The following is an 18785-nucleotide window of genomic DNA, read 5'->3' as shown; positions in this document are numbered from 1 at the left end:
ACACAGCCGCACACAGCCGCACACAGCCACACAGGGGGCCTGATGAAGAAGACGCTGTCCGCCACGTTGACCCTTGCTGCCGCGCTGCTCGCCGGCTGCGCCGCCTCGCCGCCGGTGCGCCTGTACCAGCTGCGCGCAGAGCCGCCGGTGGCGATCGGCGTGCTGGCCATCCCGTCCGGCTGGACCTGGCAGCTGGCCGCCGTGCAACTGCCCGACTACCTGGACCGCGATGCCATCGTCGTGCCCTATGGCCAGGCCGGCCTGCAGGCCCACAGCAGCGATCGCTGGGCCGAACCCCTGCGCAGCAGCGTGCCGCGCCTGCTGCGCACCGACCTGGCCGCCTTGCTCGGCGAAGACCGCCTCTGGACCGCACCGCTGCCCGCCGGCGTGGTGGTGACGCGGCAGATCCGGCTGGAGCTGCTGGCCTTCGAGCCGCTGGCCGACCTGAGCGGCGTGCGGCTGCGCGCGCGCTGGTCGGTGCAGGACCCCAGCGGCGGCACGCCAGCGCGCAATGAAAGCGCCGAACTGGTGGCGCTGTCCGACGGCCGCGACGTCGACAGCTTGGTCAGCGCGCACCGGCTGGCGCTGTGGCGTCTGGCCGAGCGGCTGGCGGGCGTGCCGGCCACCGAGCCCACGCGCCGCGCTGGCCGCTGGTAAACCCCAGTGGCGAGCCCTGCGCTCAGCGCACATGCAGGACAAACCGCCGGTGCGCTTGTAGGCCAACGCTGACATGGCGATGCGCGCGCGTCCGGCCGACAGCGCGGGGCCCGGCTCCTACAGTGGCATCAACCTTCTTCGCAACGCTGATCAGCGCTGCCGACCTGCCCGAAAGCTCTTTGATGCCGCCCATGCTCTACCCCAGCCTGCTGTCCACCGGCTCCGGCCTGCTCGTCACGCTGCCCACCGCCAGCCGCGACACCCAGCGCCAGCGCGCGCTGCATGAGCATCGCCACAGCCTGCAGCGGCATGTGTTGCAGTGCCAGCAGGCGCGCAGCCGCTGGAACAGCCTGGGCTGCGCGGCAGAACTGATTCACAGCCTGCTGGCCCCCCGCTTCGTCACCACCGTCACCGTGGTGGCGGCGGCGCTGGCGCTCAGCGCCTACGGGATGTGAGTTGCGCGCGCACAGCCCAACGCCGCCAGGCCCTGGCCTGCTGGCGGCCAGCGCGGGGCCCATCGAGCCAGCCATCCGGTCTGAACTGTTCGGCCACGCCCGTTTCGAGCAGCATGGCCGCAGCCTCGCCCAGAGTCATGAAACGGCCGACGGCCGCCCGCCCCGCCATGGCTTCGTGCCACGCCTGGAAAACAACATGGCGGTGCTGCAGCAAGCCCGCACACTGCTCGAAGCCCGCGCGCGCGAAGGCCAGCCGCTCGGCCCTGCGGCCCACTGGCTGCTCGACAACGCCGCGCTGATCGACGAGCAGTTGCATGCCGTGCGGCAGCAGCTGCCACGCCGCTTCTTCAAGGAGTTGCCGGTGCTGCGCGATCCGCCGCTGGCCGGCCTGCCGCGCATCTACGGCGTGGCCTGGGCCTGGGTGGCGCACACCGACAGCGGCTTCGACGAACCGCTGCTGGAGGCCTACCTGGCCGCCTACCAGTCGGTGCGCGAACTGCGCCTGGCCGAGTTGTGGGCACTGCCGACCACGCTGCGCACCGTGCTGGTGGAGAACCTGCGCCGCCTGGCCGAGCGCACAGCCGCGACCCAGGCCGTGCGTGAGGCCGCGCACCGCTGGATCGACCAGCCGGATGGCGCACGCGACTTCGCCTCGCTGGAGCGTCTGGACGCCGAAGTGAGCGTGCGCGGCCTGGCGCCGGCCCTGGCGCTGCAGCTGCTGCAGCGCGAGGACGACCTGCCGATCGGTGACGCCACCCAGCTGCGCCAGTGGCTGGCGCAGCGCCTGCCCGACCCGGCCGAGACCTTGAGCCAGCAGCAGGTGCAGGCCACGGCGGATCACCAGAGCATCCGCAACGCCATCACCTCGCTGCGCCTGCTGGACCAGGCCGATTGGCAGGCGCTGTTCCAGAAGACCAGCCCGACGCTGCGCATCCTGCAGCAGTCCCCGGTGCATGCGGCCGAGCGGGAAGACACGCAAGGCAGCACGCTGCGGGCCGTTGCGCGCCTGGCGCGCGAGACCGGTGGTGCCGAATCGGCGGTGGCGCAGGTGCTGGTCGACCAGGCCGCAGGCGGTGGCGATGCTGAACAGGCCGGCACCGCGCTGGCCTGGTGGTGGCAGGGCCCGGGCCGCGATGCGCTGCGCTCGGCACTGGGCCTGCGCCGCCGCCGCTGGCCCTGGCGCGGTGCCCGGGCGCACCCCACCGCCGTCGGCGCCTATGCGGGCGGCCTGGCGGTGCTGAGCCTGTTGCTGGTGGGCTGGCTGCTGAACCGCTACGCGCCGCCAGGCACACCCTGGCCGCTGGTGCTGGCTGCCGGCCTGCTGCTGCTGGGCCCCGTGGGCGAAGCACTGGTCGCGGTGGTGAACCGTTTGATCAGCGAATCGGTGCGACCGGCGCGCCTGCCCCGGCTGGCGCTGGAACAGGGCATTCCGGACGCGCACCGCACGCTGGTCGTCGTGCCTTGCCTGCTGACCAGCCCCGATGCGATCGACGCGCTGTGCGCGCAGCTGCAGCAGCATGCGCTGGCCAATCCCGAGCGCGCCGTGCAATTCGCCTTGCTGGCCGATTTTGCCGACGCCCCGGCGCAAGTCGGCGCCGGCGACGAAGCGCTGCTGACCCACGCCAGCGCCGGCATCGCGCTGCTGAACCAGCGTCACGGTGCCGCGGAAGTCCTGGAAGGCCCGGAAGGCCCGGCGCACACCGCGGCGCGCTTCCTGCTGCTGCTGCGCCCGCGCGTCTGGTCCGACAGTGAACAATGCTGGCTCGGCTGGGAACGCAAGCGCGGCAAGCTCGAACAGCTGGTGCATGCGCTGGTCGACGACAGCTACCACCCCTTCGCCGACCTCGGCCGGCTGTCGGCGCCCGCCCCTGGCGTGCGCTACGTCGTCACGCTGGACAGCGACACCGACCTGCCGCCCGGCCGCCTGCGCGAACTGGTGGGCCTGGCCGCACACCCGCTGAACCAGCCGCAGCTGGATCCGGCCAGCCGCCGCGTGCTGTCCGGCTACGGCATCCTGCAGCCGCGCGTGGTGCCGCCCTTGCCGCCGTCGCACAGCGTGACGCCGCTGCGCCGGCTGTTCGGCGGCCGCTCGGGCATCGACCCCTACAGTGCGGCCAGTTCGGAGGTCTACCAGGATCTCTTCGGCGAAGGCAGCTTCACCGGCAAGGGCCTGCTGAACGTGCAGGCCATCCACCACACACTGTCGCAGCGCCTGCCGGCCGAGCAGGTGCTGAGCCACGATCTGCTCGAAGGCGCGCTGGCGCGCTGCGCCGCGGTCAGCGATGTCACGCTGATCGAGGATGCGCCGCAGCATGCCGACGTGGTGGCCTCGCGCCTGCACCGCTGGACCCGCGGCGACTGGCAGTTGCTGCCCTTCCTGTTTCAGCCGGCGCGCTACCCGCTGCTGGCCATCGATCGCTGGAAGATGGCCGACAACTTGCGCCGCTCCCTGGTGGCGCCGCTGTCGCTGGCCGCGCTGCTGCTGGCCTTGGCCACCGGCGTGCTGCCTTGGGGCGTGGTGCTGACGGCGGTGGCCGCCGCGTTCTGCGCCGGGCCGCTGCTGGGCGCCATCGCCGCGCTGGCACCCAGCCGCGACGACATCTCGCTGCAGCGCTTTTTCCGCCTGGGCTTGACCGATGTTGGCCGCGCGCTGCTCACTGCCGCCTGGCACATCGCCCACCTGCCGCAGAGCGCGATGCTGGCGACCGACGCGATCGCCCGGGCGCTGCACCGGCAGTTCGTCTCGCGCCGCCACCTGCTGCAGTGGACGACCGCTGCAGCCGCGCAGGCCCACGCCAGCACGGAACTGCTGACGCTGCTGCGCCGCCATGTGCGCGCGCCGCTGGCGGCCGGGCTGATCCTGGCGCTGCTGGGGGTCCTGACCTGGGCCGGCCTGCCGGTGGCCTGGCGCGCCGGTCTCGGCCTGTGCCTGCTGTGGGCCGCGTCGCCGCTGGCCACCTGGTGGGCCAGCCGGCCGCAGCGGGCGCAGCAGCCGCAGCGTCTGTCGGTCGACGATCGGCAATGGCTGGGCGCGCTGGCCCGCGACACCTGGCGCTACTACGTGCGCCACGTCGGCCAGGTCGACAACCACCTGCCGCCGGATAACGTGCAGATCCAGCCGCAGCTGATGGTGGCGCACCGCAGCTCGCCGACCAACATCGGCCTGTACCTGCTGAGCACGGCCTGCGCGCACGAACTGGGTTTCATCGGCGCCACCGAAATGGCCGAGCGCGTCGCCAACACGCTGGACACGCTGGAACGCCTGCCGCGCCACCGCGGCCACTTCTTCAACTGGTACGACACCTGCACGCTGGCGGTGCTGAGCCCGGCCTATGTCTCCACCGTCGACAGCGGCAACCTCAGCGGCCACCTGCTGGTGCTGGCCCAGGCCTGCGACCAGGTGGCGGCCTGGCCGCTGCCGCCGGCCGCGGCACGGCGGGCGCTCGCCGCTTCGTCGCGCCAGGTGCGCACGCTGGCACCGGTGCTGGTCAGCACGCCGACGCTGCTGTCGCTGGCCCAGATCGGCCATGGCGATGCCCCCTGGCCCAGCGACGTGGCGCAGGCCCTGGCGCTGCAGGACCGCGTGCAGCAGGCGCGAACCGAACTCGACAGCCTGCAGCTGGGCCAGGCCAGCGGCGAGGATGACCGCGCGCTGTGGCTGATGCACGACCACCTGGACACATTGGCGTCTGTGCTGCGCGACCTGTGCGAAGACCCCGCCGCGATGACCGCGCGCCTGCAGGACGTGGCGGTGCGCTGCCGCACGCTGGCGCTGGCCGCGGACTACGCCTTTCTCTACGACCCCAAGCGCCACCTGCTGCACATCGGCTACCGCGCCGAACAGCAGCAACTCGACACCGGCCACTACGACCTGCTGGCGTCCGAGTCGCGTTTGACCAGCCTGGTCGCCATCGCCAAGGGCGATGTGCCGGTGCGGCACTGGGCCGCGCTGGGCCGGCCGCTGTTTGCGCGCGGTGCCGGCGTGGGGCTGAAGTCCTGGTCGGGTTCGATGTTCGAGTACCTGATGCCGTCACTGGTCCTGGATGAGCCCGAAGGCAGTGTGCTGCACCAGGCCGCGCAGAGCGCGGTGGCCGAGCAGCGTGCCGACGGCGAGCGGCACGACACGCCCTGGGGCCTTTCCGAATCCGCCTACGCGGGGCAGGACCACACGCTGGCCTACCAGTACGGCCCGCAAGGCGTGGCGCGGCTGGCGCTGCGCCGCACGCCGGCCGACGAGCGCGTGATCGCCCCCTATGCCACCTTGATGGCGCTGGTGGTCGACCCGGCCGCGGCGCTGGCCAACCTGCAGGCCCTGCAGGCGCTGGGGGCGCGCGGTGCCTGCGGCTTCTTCGAGGCGCTGGACTTCACGCCGCAGCGCCAGAGCGGCGGCAGCCGCTGCGTGACGGTGGCCACCTACATGGCCCACCACCAGGGCATGGGCCTGCTGGCGCTGCTGGATCTGCTGGCCGATGGTGCGCCGCGCCGCTGGGCCCGGGGCGACCCGCACCTGCGCGCGGTGACCGCGCTGCTGCACGAGCAGGCACCGCGCGAAGTGCCGGCGCTGCGCGACCCGCCGCCGCTGCCGAGCCCGCGCCGCCCGCGCAGTGCGCGCATGGAGCTGGACACCTTGCCCGGCGTCGACGCATTGGCGCCTACGCACCTGCTCAGCAATGGCCGCTACAGCGTGGCGTTACGCAGCCATGGCAGCGGTTACAGCCAGTGGGACGGCGTGGGCCTGTCGCGCTGGCGCGACGACCTGCTGCGCGACGGCTGCGGCAGCTTCTTCTTCCTGCGCCGTGCGCACCGCGAGCAGGTGCATTCGCTCACCTACCACCCGGCGCCCGACGCGGCGGCCGAGTACCGTACCCGCTTCCAGGCCGACCGCGTGATCTTCGATGCGCGCTGGCCCGAGCTGCAATCGCGCTGCACCGTGTGGGTCAGCCCGGAGGACGACATCGAGCTGCGCCAGGTCGAGCTGGAGAACACCGGCCCGGTGCCGCTGGAGCTCTCCTTGAGCTCCTGCTTCGAAGTCACGCTGTCGCCGCAGCGCGCCGACGAAGCCCATCCGGCCTTTGCCAACCTGTTCATCGAGACCCGGTGGGATGCTGCCGAACAGGCGCTGTACCTGCGCCGCAAACCGCGGCTGCCGGACGAAGCCGCGGTGCAGGCGGTGCACTTCCTGGCCGCCAGCGATGCGGCGGTCGAAGGCGTCAGCGTCTGCACCGACCGGGCGCGCTGGCAGGGCCGCTACCGCGAGGCCGGGCAGCCGCTGGCGCCCGATGGCGTTCAAGGCAATGGGGCGCTGCCACTGTCCTCGATGCCCGCCGGGGACGGCCGGCCGCAGCCGGCCCTGGGGCACGCGGACGATGCTGCCGACGCCAGTGTCACCGGGCTGGACCCGGTTGCCGCGATCACGCTGCGCATCCGGCTGCCGGCCCATGCCAGTGCCAGGCTGACCTTCGGCACCGCCGCGGCGCGGGACCGGGATGTTCTGGAAGCGCTGGTCGACAAGTACCGCCAGGTGGCGCATGCCGAGCGGGCGGCGAGCATGTCACACGCCATGGCCGGCATCCGGCTGCGCGAGCTGCAGTTCGATGCCGATGCGTGGCTGGCCATCCTGCGCCTGAACACCTTGCTCACCAGCCAGGCCACGCGCGAGATGCCCTACCCGTTGCGGGCCAGCAGCGCACGCTGCGACCGGCGCAACCTGTGGCGCTTCGGCGTCTCCGGCGACCGGCCGATCCTGCTGGTGACCATCAGCAGCGAACAAGGCCTGCCGATGGTACAGACGCTGAAGAAGGCGCTGCGGCTGTGGACCGGCGCCGGCGTGGCCATCGACCTGGTGGTGCTGAACGCCGAGCCGGCCAGCTACCTGGCGCCGGTGCAGCACCAGCTGTTGTTGCTGCTGGAGCGCCACCTCGCGCAGCAGGACGAACGTGTGCCGGCGCACCGCCGCGCCACCTTGCACCTGCTGCAGCCGCGCGAACTCGGCGCCGACGAGCTGTTCACGCTGCAAGTGCTGGCGCGGCTGCGGCTGCAGGCCGACAGCCGCTCGCTCGCGCAGCAGATCGAACGTGAACTCGAAGCGCATGAACAGGCCCTGTCGCAGCGCGAACGCGTGACGAATCTGCCGGTGAACGGCGTGCTGCCGAGCGGCTTCAGCGGTGGATTTGCCGGTGCCGCCACGCCGGGCGGTGCACCCGCGGCAGTACAGGCCGACCGCGGCAGCTTCGAGGCCGGCAGCGGCGCCTTCAGCTTCGAGCTGTCGCCGCGCCAGTACCCGTCGCGGCCGTGGATCAACGTGCTGGCCAATGCCGATTTCGGCACGCAGGTGTCCGAGATCGCCGGCGGCTTCACCTGGGCCGGCAACAGCCGCATGCACCAGGTCAGCGCCTGGTCCAACGACCCGCTGGCCGACCCCAGCGGCGAGATGCTGCTGCTCGAAGACCGCGACAGCCCGCGCGTCTGGGCGCTGGGCCGCTCGCTGACCCCGGCGCAGGGCCGCCAGATCACGCACGGCACCGGCTACACCCGCATGCGCCAGCGCTGCGACGGCCTGGACATCGATCTGTGCTGGTGTGTCGACGCCGAACAATCGGTCAAGCAGGTGCAGGTCAGCATCACCGCAACCGGCACGCGCACCCGGCGGCTGCGCCTGGTGGGCCTGATCGAATGGGCGCTGGGTTCGGCGCGCAGCGATCGCCTGTCCATCGTCACGCGCAGCGAGCGCTGGCTGCCCGAAGCGCCGGACGAGGACGCCCAGGCATCACCGCAACGCGGCGACATCGCGCCGCGCAGCGAAGCGCTGATGCTGCAGGCCACGCAGCTGGATCACCTGGGCGGCTTCGGCATGGCCACCGGCTTTGCCTGTTGGCGCGCCAGCCCCGACGGCGTGCCGGCGCAACTGGACAATGAGGACTGGACCTGCGACCGCCGCGAGTTCCACGATGCCCGCGGCCGCCTGGTGCTGCCCGAGCAGCTGGGCCGCAGCGAAGGCGCCGGCCTGGACGGCTGCGCCGCGCTGGGCTGCACGATGCAACTGCGCCCCGGCCAGCGTTCGCAGGTGACGCTGCTGCTGGGCCATGCGCCCAGCCCCGCCGCCGCCACGCTGCTGGCCCGGCAGGTCTGGCGCGTGGCCCCGGCCGCCCGCCTGGCGCGCCAGCAGGCGCAGTGGAACCAGTTGCTCGGTGCGGTGACGGTGCAGACGCCCGACCCGGCCTTCGACGCGCTGGTCAACCGCTGGCTGCCCTACCAGGCGCTGGCTTGCCGCATCTGGGCCCGCGCCGGCTTCTACCAGGCCAGCGGCGCGGTGGGCTTCCGCGACCAGCTGCAGGACGCCATGGCGCTGGTGCATGCCGCGCCGCAGCTGCTGGCGCAGCAGATCCGCGAACATGCGGCGCGCCAGTTTCGCGAGGGCGACGTGCAGCACTGGTGGCACATGCCCGGCGGCGCCGGCGTGCGCACGCGCTCGTCGGACGACCTGCTGTGGCTGCCGCTGGCGGTGGCCCACTACCTGCGCCGCACCGGTGATGCAGCGCTGCTGGACGAGTCCATCCTGTTCCTGGAGGGCACCGCCGTGCCCGAAGGCGCCGAGGACATCTACGACACCCCCGCCGTGTCGCAGGAGAGCGCCACGCTGTACGAGCACTGCGCCCGCACCATCGTCCACAGCCTGCGCACCGGCGCCCATGGCCTGCCGCTGATGGGCATCGGCGACTGGAACGACGGCATGAACCGCGTCGGCCACCACGGCCGCGGTGAATCGGTGTGGCTGGCCTGGATGCTGTGCAGCGTGGTCGACGAGTTCCTGCCGATCGCCCAGGCCCGGGGCGACGCTGCACGGGTGGCACAGTGGTCCGAAGCGCGCCGCGGCTGGGTGCAGGCGCTGGAAGCGCAGGCCTGGGACGGCCGCTGGTACCGCCGTGCGTATTTCGACGATGGTTCGCCGCTAGGCTCGCAGGACAACGCGGAATGCCGCATCGACCTCATCGCCCAGGCCTGGGCCGTGCTGTCCGGCGCCGGCGACCCGGCGCGCGCACGCCAGGCGATGGACAGCGCACGCACGCTGTTGCTCGACGACGAACTCCAGCTGGCGCGCCTGCTGGACCCGCCGCTGCAGCACGCGCGGCCGAGCGCCGGCTACATCCAGGCCTACCCGCCCGGCGTGCGCGAGAACGGTGGCCAGTACGCGCATGGCGCCGTGTGGGCGCTGATGGCCTTTGCCAAGCTGGGCGATGCACGCAGCGCCTGGCGCGTGTTCACCGGCCTGAGCCCGGCTCACCGCTGGACCGATCAGCGCCTGGGGCCGGCCTATGCGCTGGAGCCCTACGTGATGGCCGGCGACATCTACAGCCAGCCGCCCTACGCGGGCCGCGGCGGCTGGAGCTGGTACACCGGCTCGGCCGGCTGGATGGCACGCGCGGCGCTGGAATCGCTCTGCGGGGTGGTGCTGGCGCAGGGCCGCGTCAGTTTCGCGCCCTGCCTGCCGCCGCACTGGCCGCAGCTCAGCGTGACCCTGCGCCACCGCGACCGCCACCACCGCTTCACGATCTGTGCCGAGCCGCGCACTGCGCACGAGCTGCTGCGCCGCGACCCGCTGGCGCGCCAGGTGCGTGCCGGCGAATCCGTGCTGCTGGACGACCTGCCGGACGGCAGCCTGCATGTGCTGGTGGCACCGCTGGCGCCCTTGAGCCTGCGCGGCCAGCCGCAGCAGCCCGCTGCAGCCACCGGCCGCGTCTCATGAGGCCCAGGTCGATCGGCCTCGTGCAGGGCAATGCTGACACGCCGATGCGCCATTGCGGCGCACCGGATCAGCGCCGGCCGACAGTGCGAATGCAGGCTTCTTCCTACAGTCATTACCACGGCAATGCGCAAACCCGCGGCGCCGCATGACCTTCACCCAGATCACTTTCAAACTCAGGAGTTCACCATGCAGATCCAACGACTGGCCTCTGTGGCCGCCTTGTCCGCCGCGCTCGGCTGTACGCTGCTGGCCATCGGCTGCGCCAGCACACCCACCCAGGAAAGCGCCGGCGAGGCCGTCGACGACACCTGGATCACCACCAAGGTCAAGGCCAAGTTCGTCGAAGACAAGGACGTCAGCGCCTTGAACATCGCGGTGGAAACCTTCAAGGGCACGGTGCAGCTCAGCGGTTTTGCCAACAGCCCGGACGAACGCGCCCGCGCCGCCGAACTGGCCCGCAGCATCAAGGGCGTGAAGAGCGTGAAGAACGACATCCGCCTGAAGGCTGCCAGCTGATCCCCCACGCCACCGGAGTTCCGTGATGCTGCACTACGCCGCCGTTTTCCTGGTCATCGCGCTGGTGGCCGCCCTGTTCGGCTTCGGCGGCGTAGCCGTCGGTGCCGCAGGCATCGCGAAAGTTCTGTTCTTCATCTTCCTGATAGGCTTCCTCGTGTCGCTGATCGCCGGTCTGTTCCGGCGCAGCTAGCCCTGGAACTGCCTTGTCAGCCACGACCGCCGCCGCCCCTGACGCCACCACGCCCTTACGCCAGATTCGCTGGTTCCTGGCCGCACCGCCCCAGGTGTTGCTGGCCTTGCTGCTGACGGCGGTGGTGTCGGTGGTGGTCCTGGCGGTGTCGGAGTTGGCCGCCGGCCGGGTCAACGAGACCCGCGCCGAGGCGGTGGATCTGCGTGAACGCGCCACCCATGTCAGCGAATTGCGCCAGGCGCTGGTGCAGGCCGAATCCGGCCAGCGCGGCTACCTGCTGACGCAGGACCAGCGCTACCTGCAGCCGATGAAGGACGCCGCCGCGCGGGCCGAGAAGGCCTTCGTCAGCCTGCAGGCGTCCAGCCTGAGCGACCGCTCGGCGCTGCAGCGCAGCGTCGATATCGTGTCGCTGGGCAACCGCAAGCTCGACGAGTTGCGCATCACCGTGACGCAGGCCGAACAGGGCCGGCTGGACCTGGCGATGACGCTGCTCAAGGGCGGCTTCGGCGTGCAGCTGATGGAAGACCTGGTGGCGCGCTGCAATGCCTTCGAAACCCAGCAACTCACCGCGCTGCGCGACAAGGAGGGCGCCATCTCCACCTCGCTGCTGCAGCAGCGCTTCGGCGTCGGCATCGTCGTGCTGATCAACCTGGGTTTCCTGGCGCTGCTGGCCAACATGATGATCCGCCAGTTCACGCTGCGCGAGGAGCACCGCGCCGAACTGGAACGCCAGGCCGGCCTGCTGGAGCAGACGGTGAACGAACGCACCGAGGAACTGTCGGCGCTGTCCACCTACCTGCAGACCAGCAGCGAGCGCGAAAAGGCCCGCCTGGCGCGTGACCTGCACGACGAACTGGGCGGCATCCTGACCTCGGCCAAGATCGACATCGGCTGGCTGGAAGGCCACAGCAAGGCCACCGACCCCGAGGTGGTGCCGCGCCTGCAGCGCCTGGCCAAGGTGCTGGACGAAGCGGTGGACCTGAAGCGCCGGGTGGTGGAGAACCTGCGCCCGTCGCTGCTGGACCACCTGGGCCTGGGCGCGGCGCTGACCTGGTACGTCAACGAGACCTGCCGCAAGGCCAACCTGAAGTGCGGTTTGCGCATGCTGGACGACAACGAGGCCGTGCCCGCGGAAATGGCGATCGCGATCTACCGCCTGGTGCAGGAAGGCCTGAACAACTGCATCAAGTACGCGCAGGCCGACGAGGTGAACATCACCGTCGAGCGAGCCCACAACGGCTACCGGCTGCGCTTGTCGGACAACGGCGTGGGCATCCACGACTTCCGCGCCGAGCACCTGTCGCACGGCATCGCCGGCATGCGCCAGCGTGCGCGAGCGCTGGGCGGGCGCTTCGAGTTGCGCACGTCGCCCGGCCAGGGCACCACCATCGAGGCCTTCTTCCCGCTGGCCGAGCCGGTGGCGCGCATCTAGGCCCGGCGGCCAGTGCGGCGCCGGCGGCCCCGGGCACGGGGGGAAAGTCCACCCGGGTAAGTCCCAGGCGTCGATTCATTCGCAATCACTAATATCCGTTAAGACGCATATGTAGATGTATCGCGTTGCCTGCCCAAGGAGCGCCGGTGAGTTGCCACGAAAATCGTCCCGGCCGCCTGGCGCTTGCACCGGAAAACTTCATCGACGCCGAGGGTGCGCGCACCGTCTTCCGCGAGGCCAAGGCGGGCCGGCGCGACTTCATGCGCAACGCCTTCACCGCGGCGCTGGCCGCTGCGGCAGCGCCTGCCGGACTGACCCCGGCCCAGGCCCAGTCGGTGGCCGCTGGCGGCGGTGACCCGAACATCCTGGAACTGCCCGAACACAGCAAGGGCCTGGGGCAAGGGGTCGCCACCGAGGGCTATGGCAAGCCCTCGAAGTACGAAAGCAACGTGCAGCGCCGGCCCAGCCCGGGCTTGACGCAGACGACGCAATCGTCGGTGTCGTTCGCGCCGCTGCAAAGCCTGTTCGGCATCGTCACGCCCAGCGGCCTGCACTTCGAGCGCCATCACCAGGGCTGGTGGGACATCGACCCGGCGCGGCATCGGCTGATGATCAACGGCTCCGACGCCGCGATGGTCCGCATGCCCAGCGTCTTCACGCTGGACGAGATCATGCGGCTGCCCTCGGTGAGCCGCTTCCACTTCATCGAATGCGGCGCCAACACCGGCATGGAATGGGGCAACGTGGCCGTGCCCACCTGCCAGTACAGCCACGGCATGCTCAGCTGCAGCGAGTTCACCGGCGTGCCGCTGAAGATCCTGCTCGACATCGCCGGCGCCGACACCAAGCGTGGCCGCTACCTGCTGGCCGAAGGCGCCGACGGCTCGGGCATGACCCGCACGGTCCCGATGGAGATGGTGAACAGCGGCGAGGTGCTGGTGGCCTACGGCCAGAACGGCGAGATGCTGCGGCCCGAGAACGGCTACCCGCTGCGCCTGGTGGTGCCGGGGGTGCAAGGCGTCAGCTGGGTCAAGTACCTGCGCCGCATCGAAGTCGGCGACCGGCCCTACGGCAGCAAGGACGAGGTCATGCACTACGTCGACCTGCTGCCCGGTGGCCTGCAGCGCCAGTACAGCAGCATCCAGGAGTGCAAGAGCGTCGTCACCACGCCTTCGGGCGGCCAGGTGCTGCTGGACAAGGGCTACTACCAGATCAGCGGGCTGGCCTGGTCGGGCCGCGGCAAGGTCCGGCGGGTGGACGTGTCGGTCGACGGTGGCCGCAACTGGCGGCCGGCGCGCCTGCAGGCCCCGGTGATGAACAAGTGCCTGACGCGCTTCTCGCTCGACTGGACCTGGGACGGCAAACCGGCGCTGGTGCAAAGCCGCGCGATCGACGACACCGGCTACGTGCAGCCCAGCTACCAGCAGCTGCGCGCGGTGCGCGGCACACGCTCGATCTACCACAACAACGCCATCCAGTCCTGGCTGGTGGAGGACAGCGGGGAGGTGCGCAATGTCCAGCTGTCGTGACGTACGCGCGCTGGCCTTGGGCCTGATGCTGGCGCTGGCCGGCCCTGCCGTTTGGGCGCAGACAGCCTACCCCGGCATCGGACGCGCCGCCACGGCGAAGGAAGTGGCGGCCTGGAACATCGACGTGCGGCCCGACTTCACCGGCCTGCCCGCCGGCAGCGGATCGGTGGCTCAGGGGCAAGTGGTGTGGGAGGGCCAATGTGCTTCCTGCCACGGCGTGTTCGGCGAGAGCAACGCGGTGTTCTCGCCACTGGTCGGCGGCACCACGGCCGACGACGTGACGCGCGGCCGCGTGGCACGGCTGAACGACGCCGGCTTCCCCGGCCGCACCATGCTGATGAAGCTGTCCAGCGTGTCGACACTGTGGGACTACATCCACCGCGCGATGCCCTGGAACCAGCCGAAGTCGCTGTCGGTGACCGAGGTGTATGCGGTCACCGCCTACCTGCTCAACCTGGGCGGCGTGCTGCCCGACAACTTCGTGCTGTCGAACACCAACATCGCCGAGGTGCAGCAGCGCCTGCCCAACCGCAAGGGCATGAGCACCGACCATGGCCTGTGGCCGGGCAAGGGCCTGGGCAACGGCGGCAAGCCGGACGTGCGGGCCACGGCCTGCATGCGCAATTGCGTGACACAGACCGCTGTGGCCTCCTTCCTGCCGGAGTACGCGCGCAACAGCCACGGCAACCTGGCCGAGCAGCAGCGCGGCGTGGGCGCACAGCGCGGCGCCGACACCACGCGGCCGGCCGGCGCCCCGCAGAGGCCTGGCGACCCACCATCGCCCGGCGCTCCCGCTACCGCGGTGGCCGACAATGCCGCCGCGCTCACGCTGGCCCTGGCCCAGAAGCATGCCTGCACGGCCTGCCACGGCACCGACAGCAGGATAGTCGGCCCCGGTTTCCGGCAGATCGCAGCGAAATATGCCGGGCGCCAGGATGCGGATGCCTACCTTCTCGGCAGAATCAGGTCCGGCGGTCAAGGTGTATGGGGCGCGATCCCGATGCCGGCCCAGACCCTGCCGGAGGCCGATGCCCAGGCCATCGCGCAATGGCTGGCCGCGGGGGCGAAGCAGTAGGCGCGCCGCTTGGAATCCGTACCGTTGATGCATCGAAGGAGAAATAGACCGTGAACCGCCGAGAAGTCCTGTCCCATTCGGCCCGCGTGGCCGCGCTGCTGGCGACCGTGGGCCTGCTGCCCCAGCCGGCCCACGCCGCCTACAACGCCGCGGCGTTCGAACTCAAGTCGATGCCGGATGTCGTCAAGGGCCTGGGCGGTGGCACACCGGCCGAGAGCAAGGACGTCACGGTGACCGGCCCCGACATCGCGGAAAACGGCGCGGTGGTGCCGGTCGGCGCCTCCACCACGCTGCCCGGCGTGAAGCGGCTGCTGGTGCTGGTCGAGAAGAATCCCAGCGTGCTGTCGGCCGTGTTCGAGCTGACGGATGCGGTCGACGCCAACGTGTCCACGCGGGTCAAGATGGGCCAGTCGTCCAATGTCTACGCGGTGGCGATGATGGCCGACGGCAAGGTGCTGTTTGCGCAGAAGGAAATCAAGGTCACGCTCGGCGGCTGCGGCGGGTGAGGCCTGAACACCGAACTCAAGGAGATTGACGATGCCAGATCCGATGCGCATTCGCGCGCAAGTTGCGGGCGCCTCAGCCACGGTCCGTGTGCTGATGAGCCATGAAATGGAAACCGGCCAACGCAAGGATGCGGCCGGCAAGACGATTCCGGCCTGGTACATCCAGGACGTGAGTGCGCAGCACAACGGCAAGACGGTGCTGACGGCGCAGTGGGGCCCGTCGGTCTCGAAGAACCCGTTCATGCAGTTCAGCGTCAAGGGCGCGAAGGCCGGCGACAAGATCAGCATCACCTGGAAAGACAACAAGGGCGAAACCCGCACCGACGAAGCCACGGTGACCTGAGCACACCGGCCGGTCCATCGCCACGCACACCCGAGAAAGAGGAGACATGACGCGCTACCGCATGATCGCCACGGCCCTCGCACTGGCGGTTTCCGCCGGCGCGCCGGCGCAGCAGAAATCAGCCGCCGACGGTATTGCCGAGTACCGCAAGATGCTCGAGGACGGCAACCCGGCCGAGCTGTTCGAAGCCAAGGGCGAAAACCTCTGGAAGACGCCGCGCGGCCCGAAGAATGTGTCGCTGCAGCGCTGCGACCTCGGGCTGGGTGCGGGCATCGTGAAAGGCGCCTGGGTGCAGATGCCGCGCTGGTTTGCCGACACCGGCCGGGTGCAGGACCTGGAGTCGCGGTTGCTGACCTGCATGGAAACCCTGCAGGGCTTCAAAGCGGACGAGATCGCCAAGACCGGCTTCGACCGCGGCGAACAAGCCACGCTGGCCGCGCTGGCGGCCTGGATCTCGTCCGAATCGCGGGGCCAGAAGATGGCGCTGCCGCAGGGCCATGCGGAGGAGCGCCGCTTCTACGAACTCGGCAAGCGCGCCTTCTTCTTCCGCGGCGGACCGATGGACTTTTCCTGTGCCAGCTGCCATGCCGAGGACAAGCTGCGCATCCGCATGCAGGACCTGCCCAACCTCACCAAGAACCCCGGCAACGGCATCGGCTTCGCCGCCTGGCCGGCCTACCGCGTGTCCAGCGGCGAGATGTGGAGCATGCAGCGGCGCCTGAACGACTGCTATCGCCAGCAGCGTTTTCCTTTCCCCGGCTTTGCGTCGGACGTGACCATCGCGCTGGGCGTCTACATGGGCGTCAATGCCCAGGGCGCTGAATCCATCGCCCCGGCCCTCAAGCGCTGACCCCTGGACCCACCCGCACCATGCACGCCAAGCATCTCCTCCTGCTCACACTCGCGGCCGCCACCCTCGTGGTGGGTTGCGCCACCCTGCCCTCGCCGGACGAACTCGACCGCCAGGCGCAGGCGATGATGAAGGCCTCGTTCCGCGACCAGGGCATCGCCAAGGTCGACCGCATCGAACAGGACCTGGGCCAGAAGGCCTGTTCCTCGCCGACCCCGCCGCCCGACGCCGTGGCCCAACAGATCGAGGCCGAATCGCTGGCCACCATCCGCTGGCCCAGCGGCGGCCAGTACCTCGGCGATTGGCGCGAAGGCGAGAAGCTGGCCCAGAACGGCCGCGGCATGACCTGGACCGACAGCAGCGCAGCCCCGGGCGCCGGCGGCGCGCAGTGCTACAACTGCCACCAGATCGGCAAGCAGGAAATCAGCTTCGGCAACATCGGCCCCAGCCTGTACAACTACGGCAAGCTGCGCGGCGTGAAGAGCATCACCGACCCCGCCAGCGCACCGATCATCCAGTACACCTGGGGCAAGCTGTGGAACAGCAAGGCCTACGCCGCCTGCTCGAACATGCCGCGCTTCGGCCACGCCAGGCTGCTCGACGAGCAGCAGATCCGCCACCTGATGGCGCTGCTGCTCGACCCGGCATCGCCGGTCAATCAGTAGGCCCGTGCCGGCCGCCGGCCCGCCATCGTGCGGGCCCGTGTCTCGTCGTCATACCGTTGATGGCTGAATCATGAATCTTTCGAAGCGGGACTTCCTGCAGGTGATGGCCTCGGCCACGGCTGCCGGCATGGCGCTGAGCCGCTACGCGGAGGCCGACGCCGCCACCGCCGAGAAAGGCCTGTACGAGCTGCCGCGCTTTGGCAACGTGTCGCTGCTGCACATGACCGACTGCCATGCGCAGCTCAAGCCCATCCACTTTCGCGAGCCCAGCGTCAACCTCGGTCTGGGCAGCATGCGCGGCCAATGGCCGCATCGGGTGGGCGAGCACCTGCTGAAGGCCGCTGCACTGCGCCCTGGCTCGGCGATGGCGCATGCCTTCAGCTGCCTGGACTTCGAAACCGCTTCGCGCCGCTACGGCAAGGTGGGCGGCTTTGCGCATCTGGCCACGCTGGTGAAGCGGCTCAAGGCCAGCCGCCCGGGCGCACTGCTGCTCGATGGCGGCGACACCTGGCAGGGCTCGGCCACCGCGCTGTGGACCCAGGCGCAGGACATGGTCGATGCCGCCAAGCTGCTGGGCGTGGACGTGATGACCGGCCACTGGGAATTCACCTACGGCATGGACCGCGTCAAGCAGATCATCGACACCGACTTCAAGGGCCGCATCGAGTTCCTGGCGCAAAACGTCAAGACCAACGACTTCGGCGACCCGGTGTTCAAGCCCTACACGCTGCGCGAGATCAATGGCATCCCGGTGGCCATTGTCGGCCAGGCCTTCCCCTACACGCCGATCGCCAACCCGCGCTACCTGGTGGCCGACTGGGCCTTCGGCATCCAGGACGATAACCTGCAAAAGGTGGTGGACGAGGCGCGCGGCAAAGGCGCGCAGCTGGTGGTGCTGCTGTCGCACAACGGCATGGACGTGGACCTCAAGATGGCCAGCCGCGTGCGCGGCATCGATGCCATCCTCGGCGGCCACACGCACGACGGCGTGCCGGTGGCCGTGCCGGTCAGGAACCCCGGCGGCGTGACGCTGGTGACCAATGCCGGCAGCAACGGCAAGTTCCTCGGCGTGATGGACTTCGACGTCAAGGGCGGCCAGCTGGTGGACTACCGCTACCGCCTGCTGCCGGTGTTTGCCAACCAGTTGCGCCCCGACCGCGAGATGGACGCGCTGATCAGCAAAGTGCGTGCGCCCTACGAAGCCCGGCTCGGCGAAAAGCTCGCGATCACCGAAGGCCTGCTGTACCGTCGCGGCAACTTCAACGGCAGCTGGGACCAGCTGATCTGCGACGCGCTGATGGACGTGCAAGGCGCTGACATCGCCTTCTCGCCGGGCTTCCGCTGGGGCACCTCGCTGCTGCCCGGCGATGTCATCACGCGCGAGCTGATGATGGATCAGCTGGCCATCACCTACCCCTACGCCACGCTCACCGAGATGAGCGGCGAGACCTTGAAGACCATTCTCGAGGACGTGGCCGACAACCTGTTCAACCCCGACCCCTACTACCAGCAGGGCGGCGACATGGTGCGCGTGGGCGGCCTGAGCTACACGATGTCGCCCGCCGAGAAGATGGGCGCGCGCATCGGCGAGATGCGGCTGAACGGCCGGCCCATCGAGGCCGGCAAGACCTACAAGGTGGCGGGCTGGGCACCGGTGGCCGAGGAAGCGAAGAACCAGCCCGGCGTCAAGCCGGTGTGGGAGCATGTGGAAACCTGGTTGAAGGCCCAGGGCGGCCGCGTCAAGCCGCGCCGCATCAACACGCCGACCCTGGTGGGCACGCAGGGCAATCCCGGCATGATCGCGGCTTGAAGCGTCACCTTCAA

Annotated in this window: 13 protein-coding genes; all 13 read left to right on the top strand. The window is 70.3% G+C overall.

Going from position 1 to position 18785, the window contains the following annotated elements; all coding sequences use genetic code 11:
• Positions 1-42: 42 nt before the first annotated feature.
• Positions 43-657 (top strand): PqiC family protein, encoded by a 615-nt coding sequence (locus VLK61_RS08490; RefSeq protein ID WP_325420121.1) that lies wholly within the window; start codon positions 43-45, stop codon positions 655-657.
• A gap of 191 nt (positions 658-848) precedes the next feature.
• Positions 849-1112, top strand: coding sequence for a hypothetical protein (locus VLK61_RS08485; protein ID WP_325420120.1), 264 nt, complete (start codon positions 849-851; stop codon positions 1110-1112).
• Position 1113: 1 nt separating this feature from the next.
• Positions 1114-9855: a GH36-type glycosyl hydrolase domain-containing protein gene (locus VLK61_RS08480; RefSeq protein WP_325420118.1), complete on the top strand. Its 8742-nt coding sequence runs from the start codon at positions 1114-1116 to the stop codon at positions 9853-9855.
• A 186-nt stretch (positions 9856-10041) separates the two neighbouring features.
• The gene (locus VLK61_RS08475; RefSeq protein ID WP_325420116.1) at positions 10042-10371 is read left to right on the top strand and encodes a BON domain-containing protein; all 330 of its coding nucleotides are present in this window, start codon (positions 10042-10044) and stop codon (positions 10369-10371) included.
• A 25-nt stretch (positions 10372-10396) separates the two neighbouring features.
• Positions 10397-10561, top strand: a complete 165-nt coding sequence (locus VLK61_RS08470; protein ID WP_325420114.1) for a DUF1328 domain-containing protein — start codon at positions 10397-10399, stop codon at positions 10559-10561.
• 13 nt (positions 10562-10574) lie between these two features.
• A complete protein-coding gene (locus VLK61_RS08465) occupies positions 10575-11993 on the top strand; it encodes a CHASE3 domain-containing protein (RefSeq protein WP_325420112.1) in 1419 nt (472 codons plus the stop codon).
• Positions 11994-12139: 146 nt separating this feature from the next.
• A complete protein-coding gene (gene soxC, locus VLK61_RS08460; RefSeq protein WP_325420110.1) occupies positions 12140-13522 on the top strand; it encodes a sulfite dehydrogenase in 1383 nt (460 codons plus the stop codon).
• Positions 13506-14597: a c-type cytochrome gene (locus VLK61_RS08455; RefSeq protein WP_325420109.1), complete on the top strand. Its 1092-nt coding sequence runs from the start codon at positions 13506-13508 to the stop codon at positions 14595-14597. The genes soxC and VLK61_RS08455 overlap by 17 nt, the downstream gene beginning before the upstream one ends.
• A gap of 50 nt (positions 14598-14647) precedes the next feature.
• A complete protein-coding gene (gene soxY, locus VLK61_RS08450; protein WP_325420107.1) occupies positions 14648-15103 on the top strand; it encodes a thiosulfate oxidation carrier protein SoxY in 456 nt (151 codons plus the stop codon).
• 31 nt (positions 15104-15134) lie between these two features.
• Entirely contained in the window at positions 15135-15446 is a 312-nt protein-coding gene (soxZ, locus tag VLK61_RS08445; RefSeq protein ID WP_325420105.1) for a thiosulfate oxidation carrier complex protein SoxZ, read from the top strand.
• A gap of 46 nt (positions 15447-15492) precedes the next feature.
• The gene (gene soxA, locus VLK61_RS08440) at positions 15493-16296 is read left to right on the top strand and encodes a sulfur oxidation c-type cytochrome SoxA (protein ID WP_414636786.1); all 804 of its coding nucleotides are present in this window, start codon (positions 15493-15495) and stop codon (positions 16294-16296) included.
• A gap of 20 nt (positions 16297-16316) precedes the next feature.
• Positions 16317-16961, top strand: coding sequence for a sulfur oxidation c-type cytochrome SoxX (soxX, locus tag VLK61_RS08435; RefSeq protein WP_325420103.1), 645 nt, complete (start codon positions 16317-16319; stop codon positions 16959-16961).
• Positions 16962-17031: 70 nt separating this feature from the next.
• A complete protein-coding gene (gene soxB / locus VLK61_RS08430) occupies positions 17032-18771 on the top strand; it encodes a thiosulfohydrolase SoxB (RefSeq protein ID WP_325420101.1) in 1740 nt (579 codons plus the stop codon).
• Positions 18772-18785 lie beyond the last annotated feature (14 nt).

This window comes from Aquabacterium sp. (genome assembly GCF_035476535.1).
Taxonomy (GTDB): Bacteria; Pseudomonadota; Gammaproteobacteria; order Burkholderiales; family Burkholderiaceae_C; genus Pseudaquabacterium.
The sequence above is the reverse complement of the archived record's forward strand: the minus strand, read 5'-3'. Positions and strand labels throughout refer to the sequence as shown.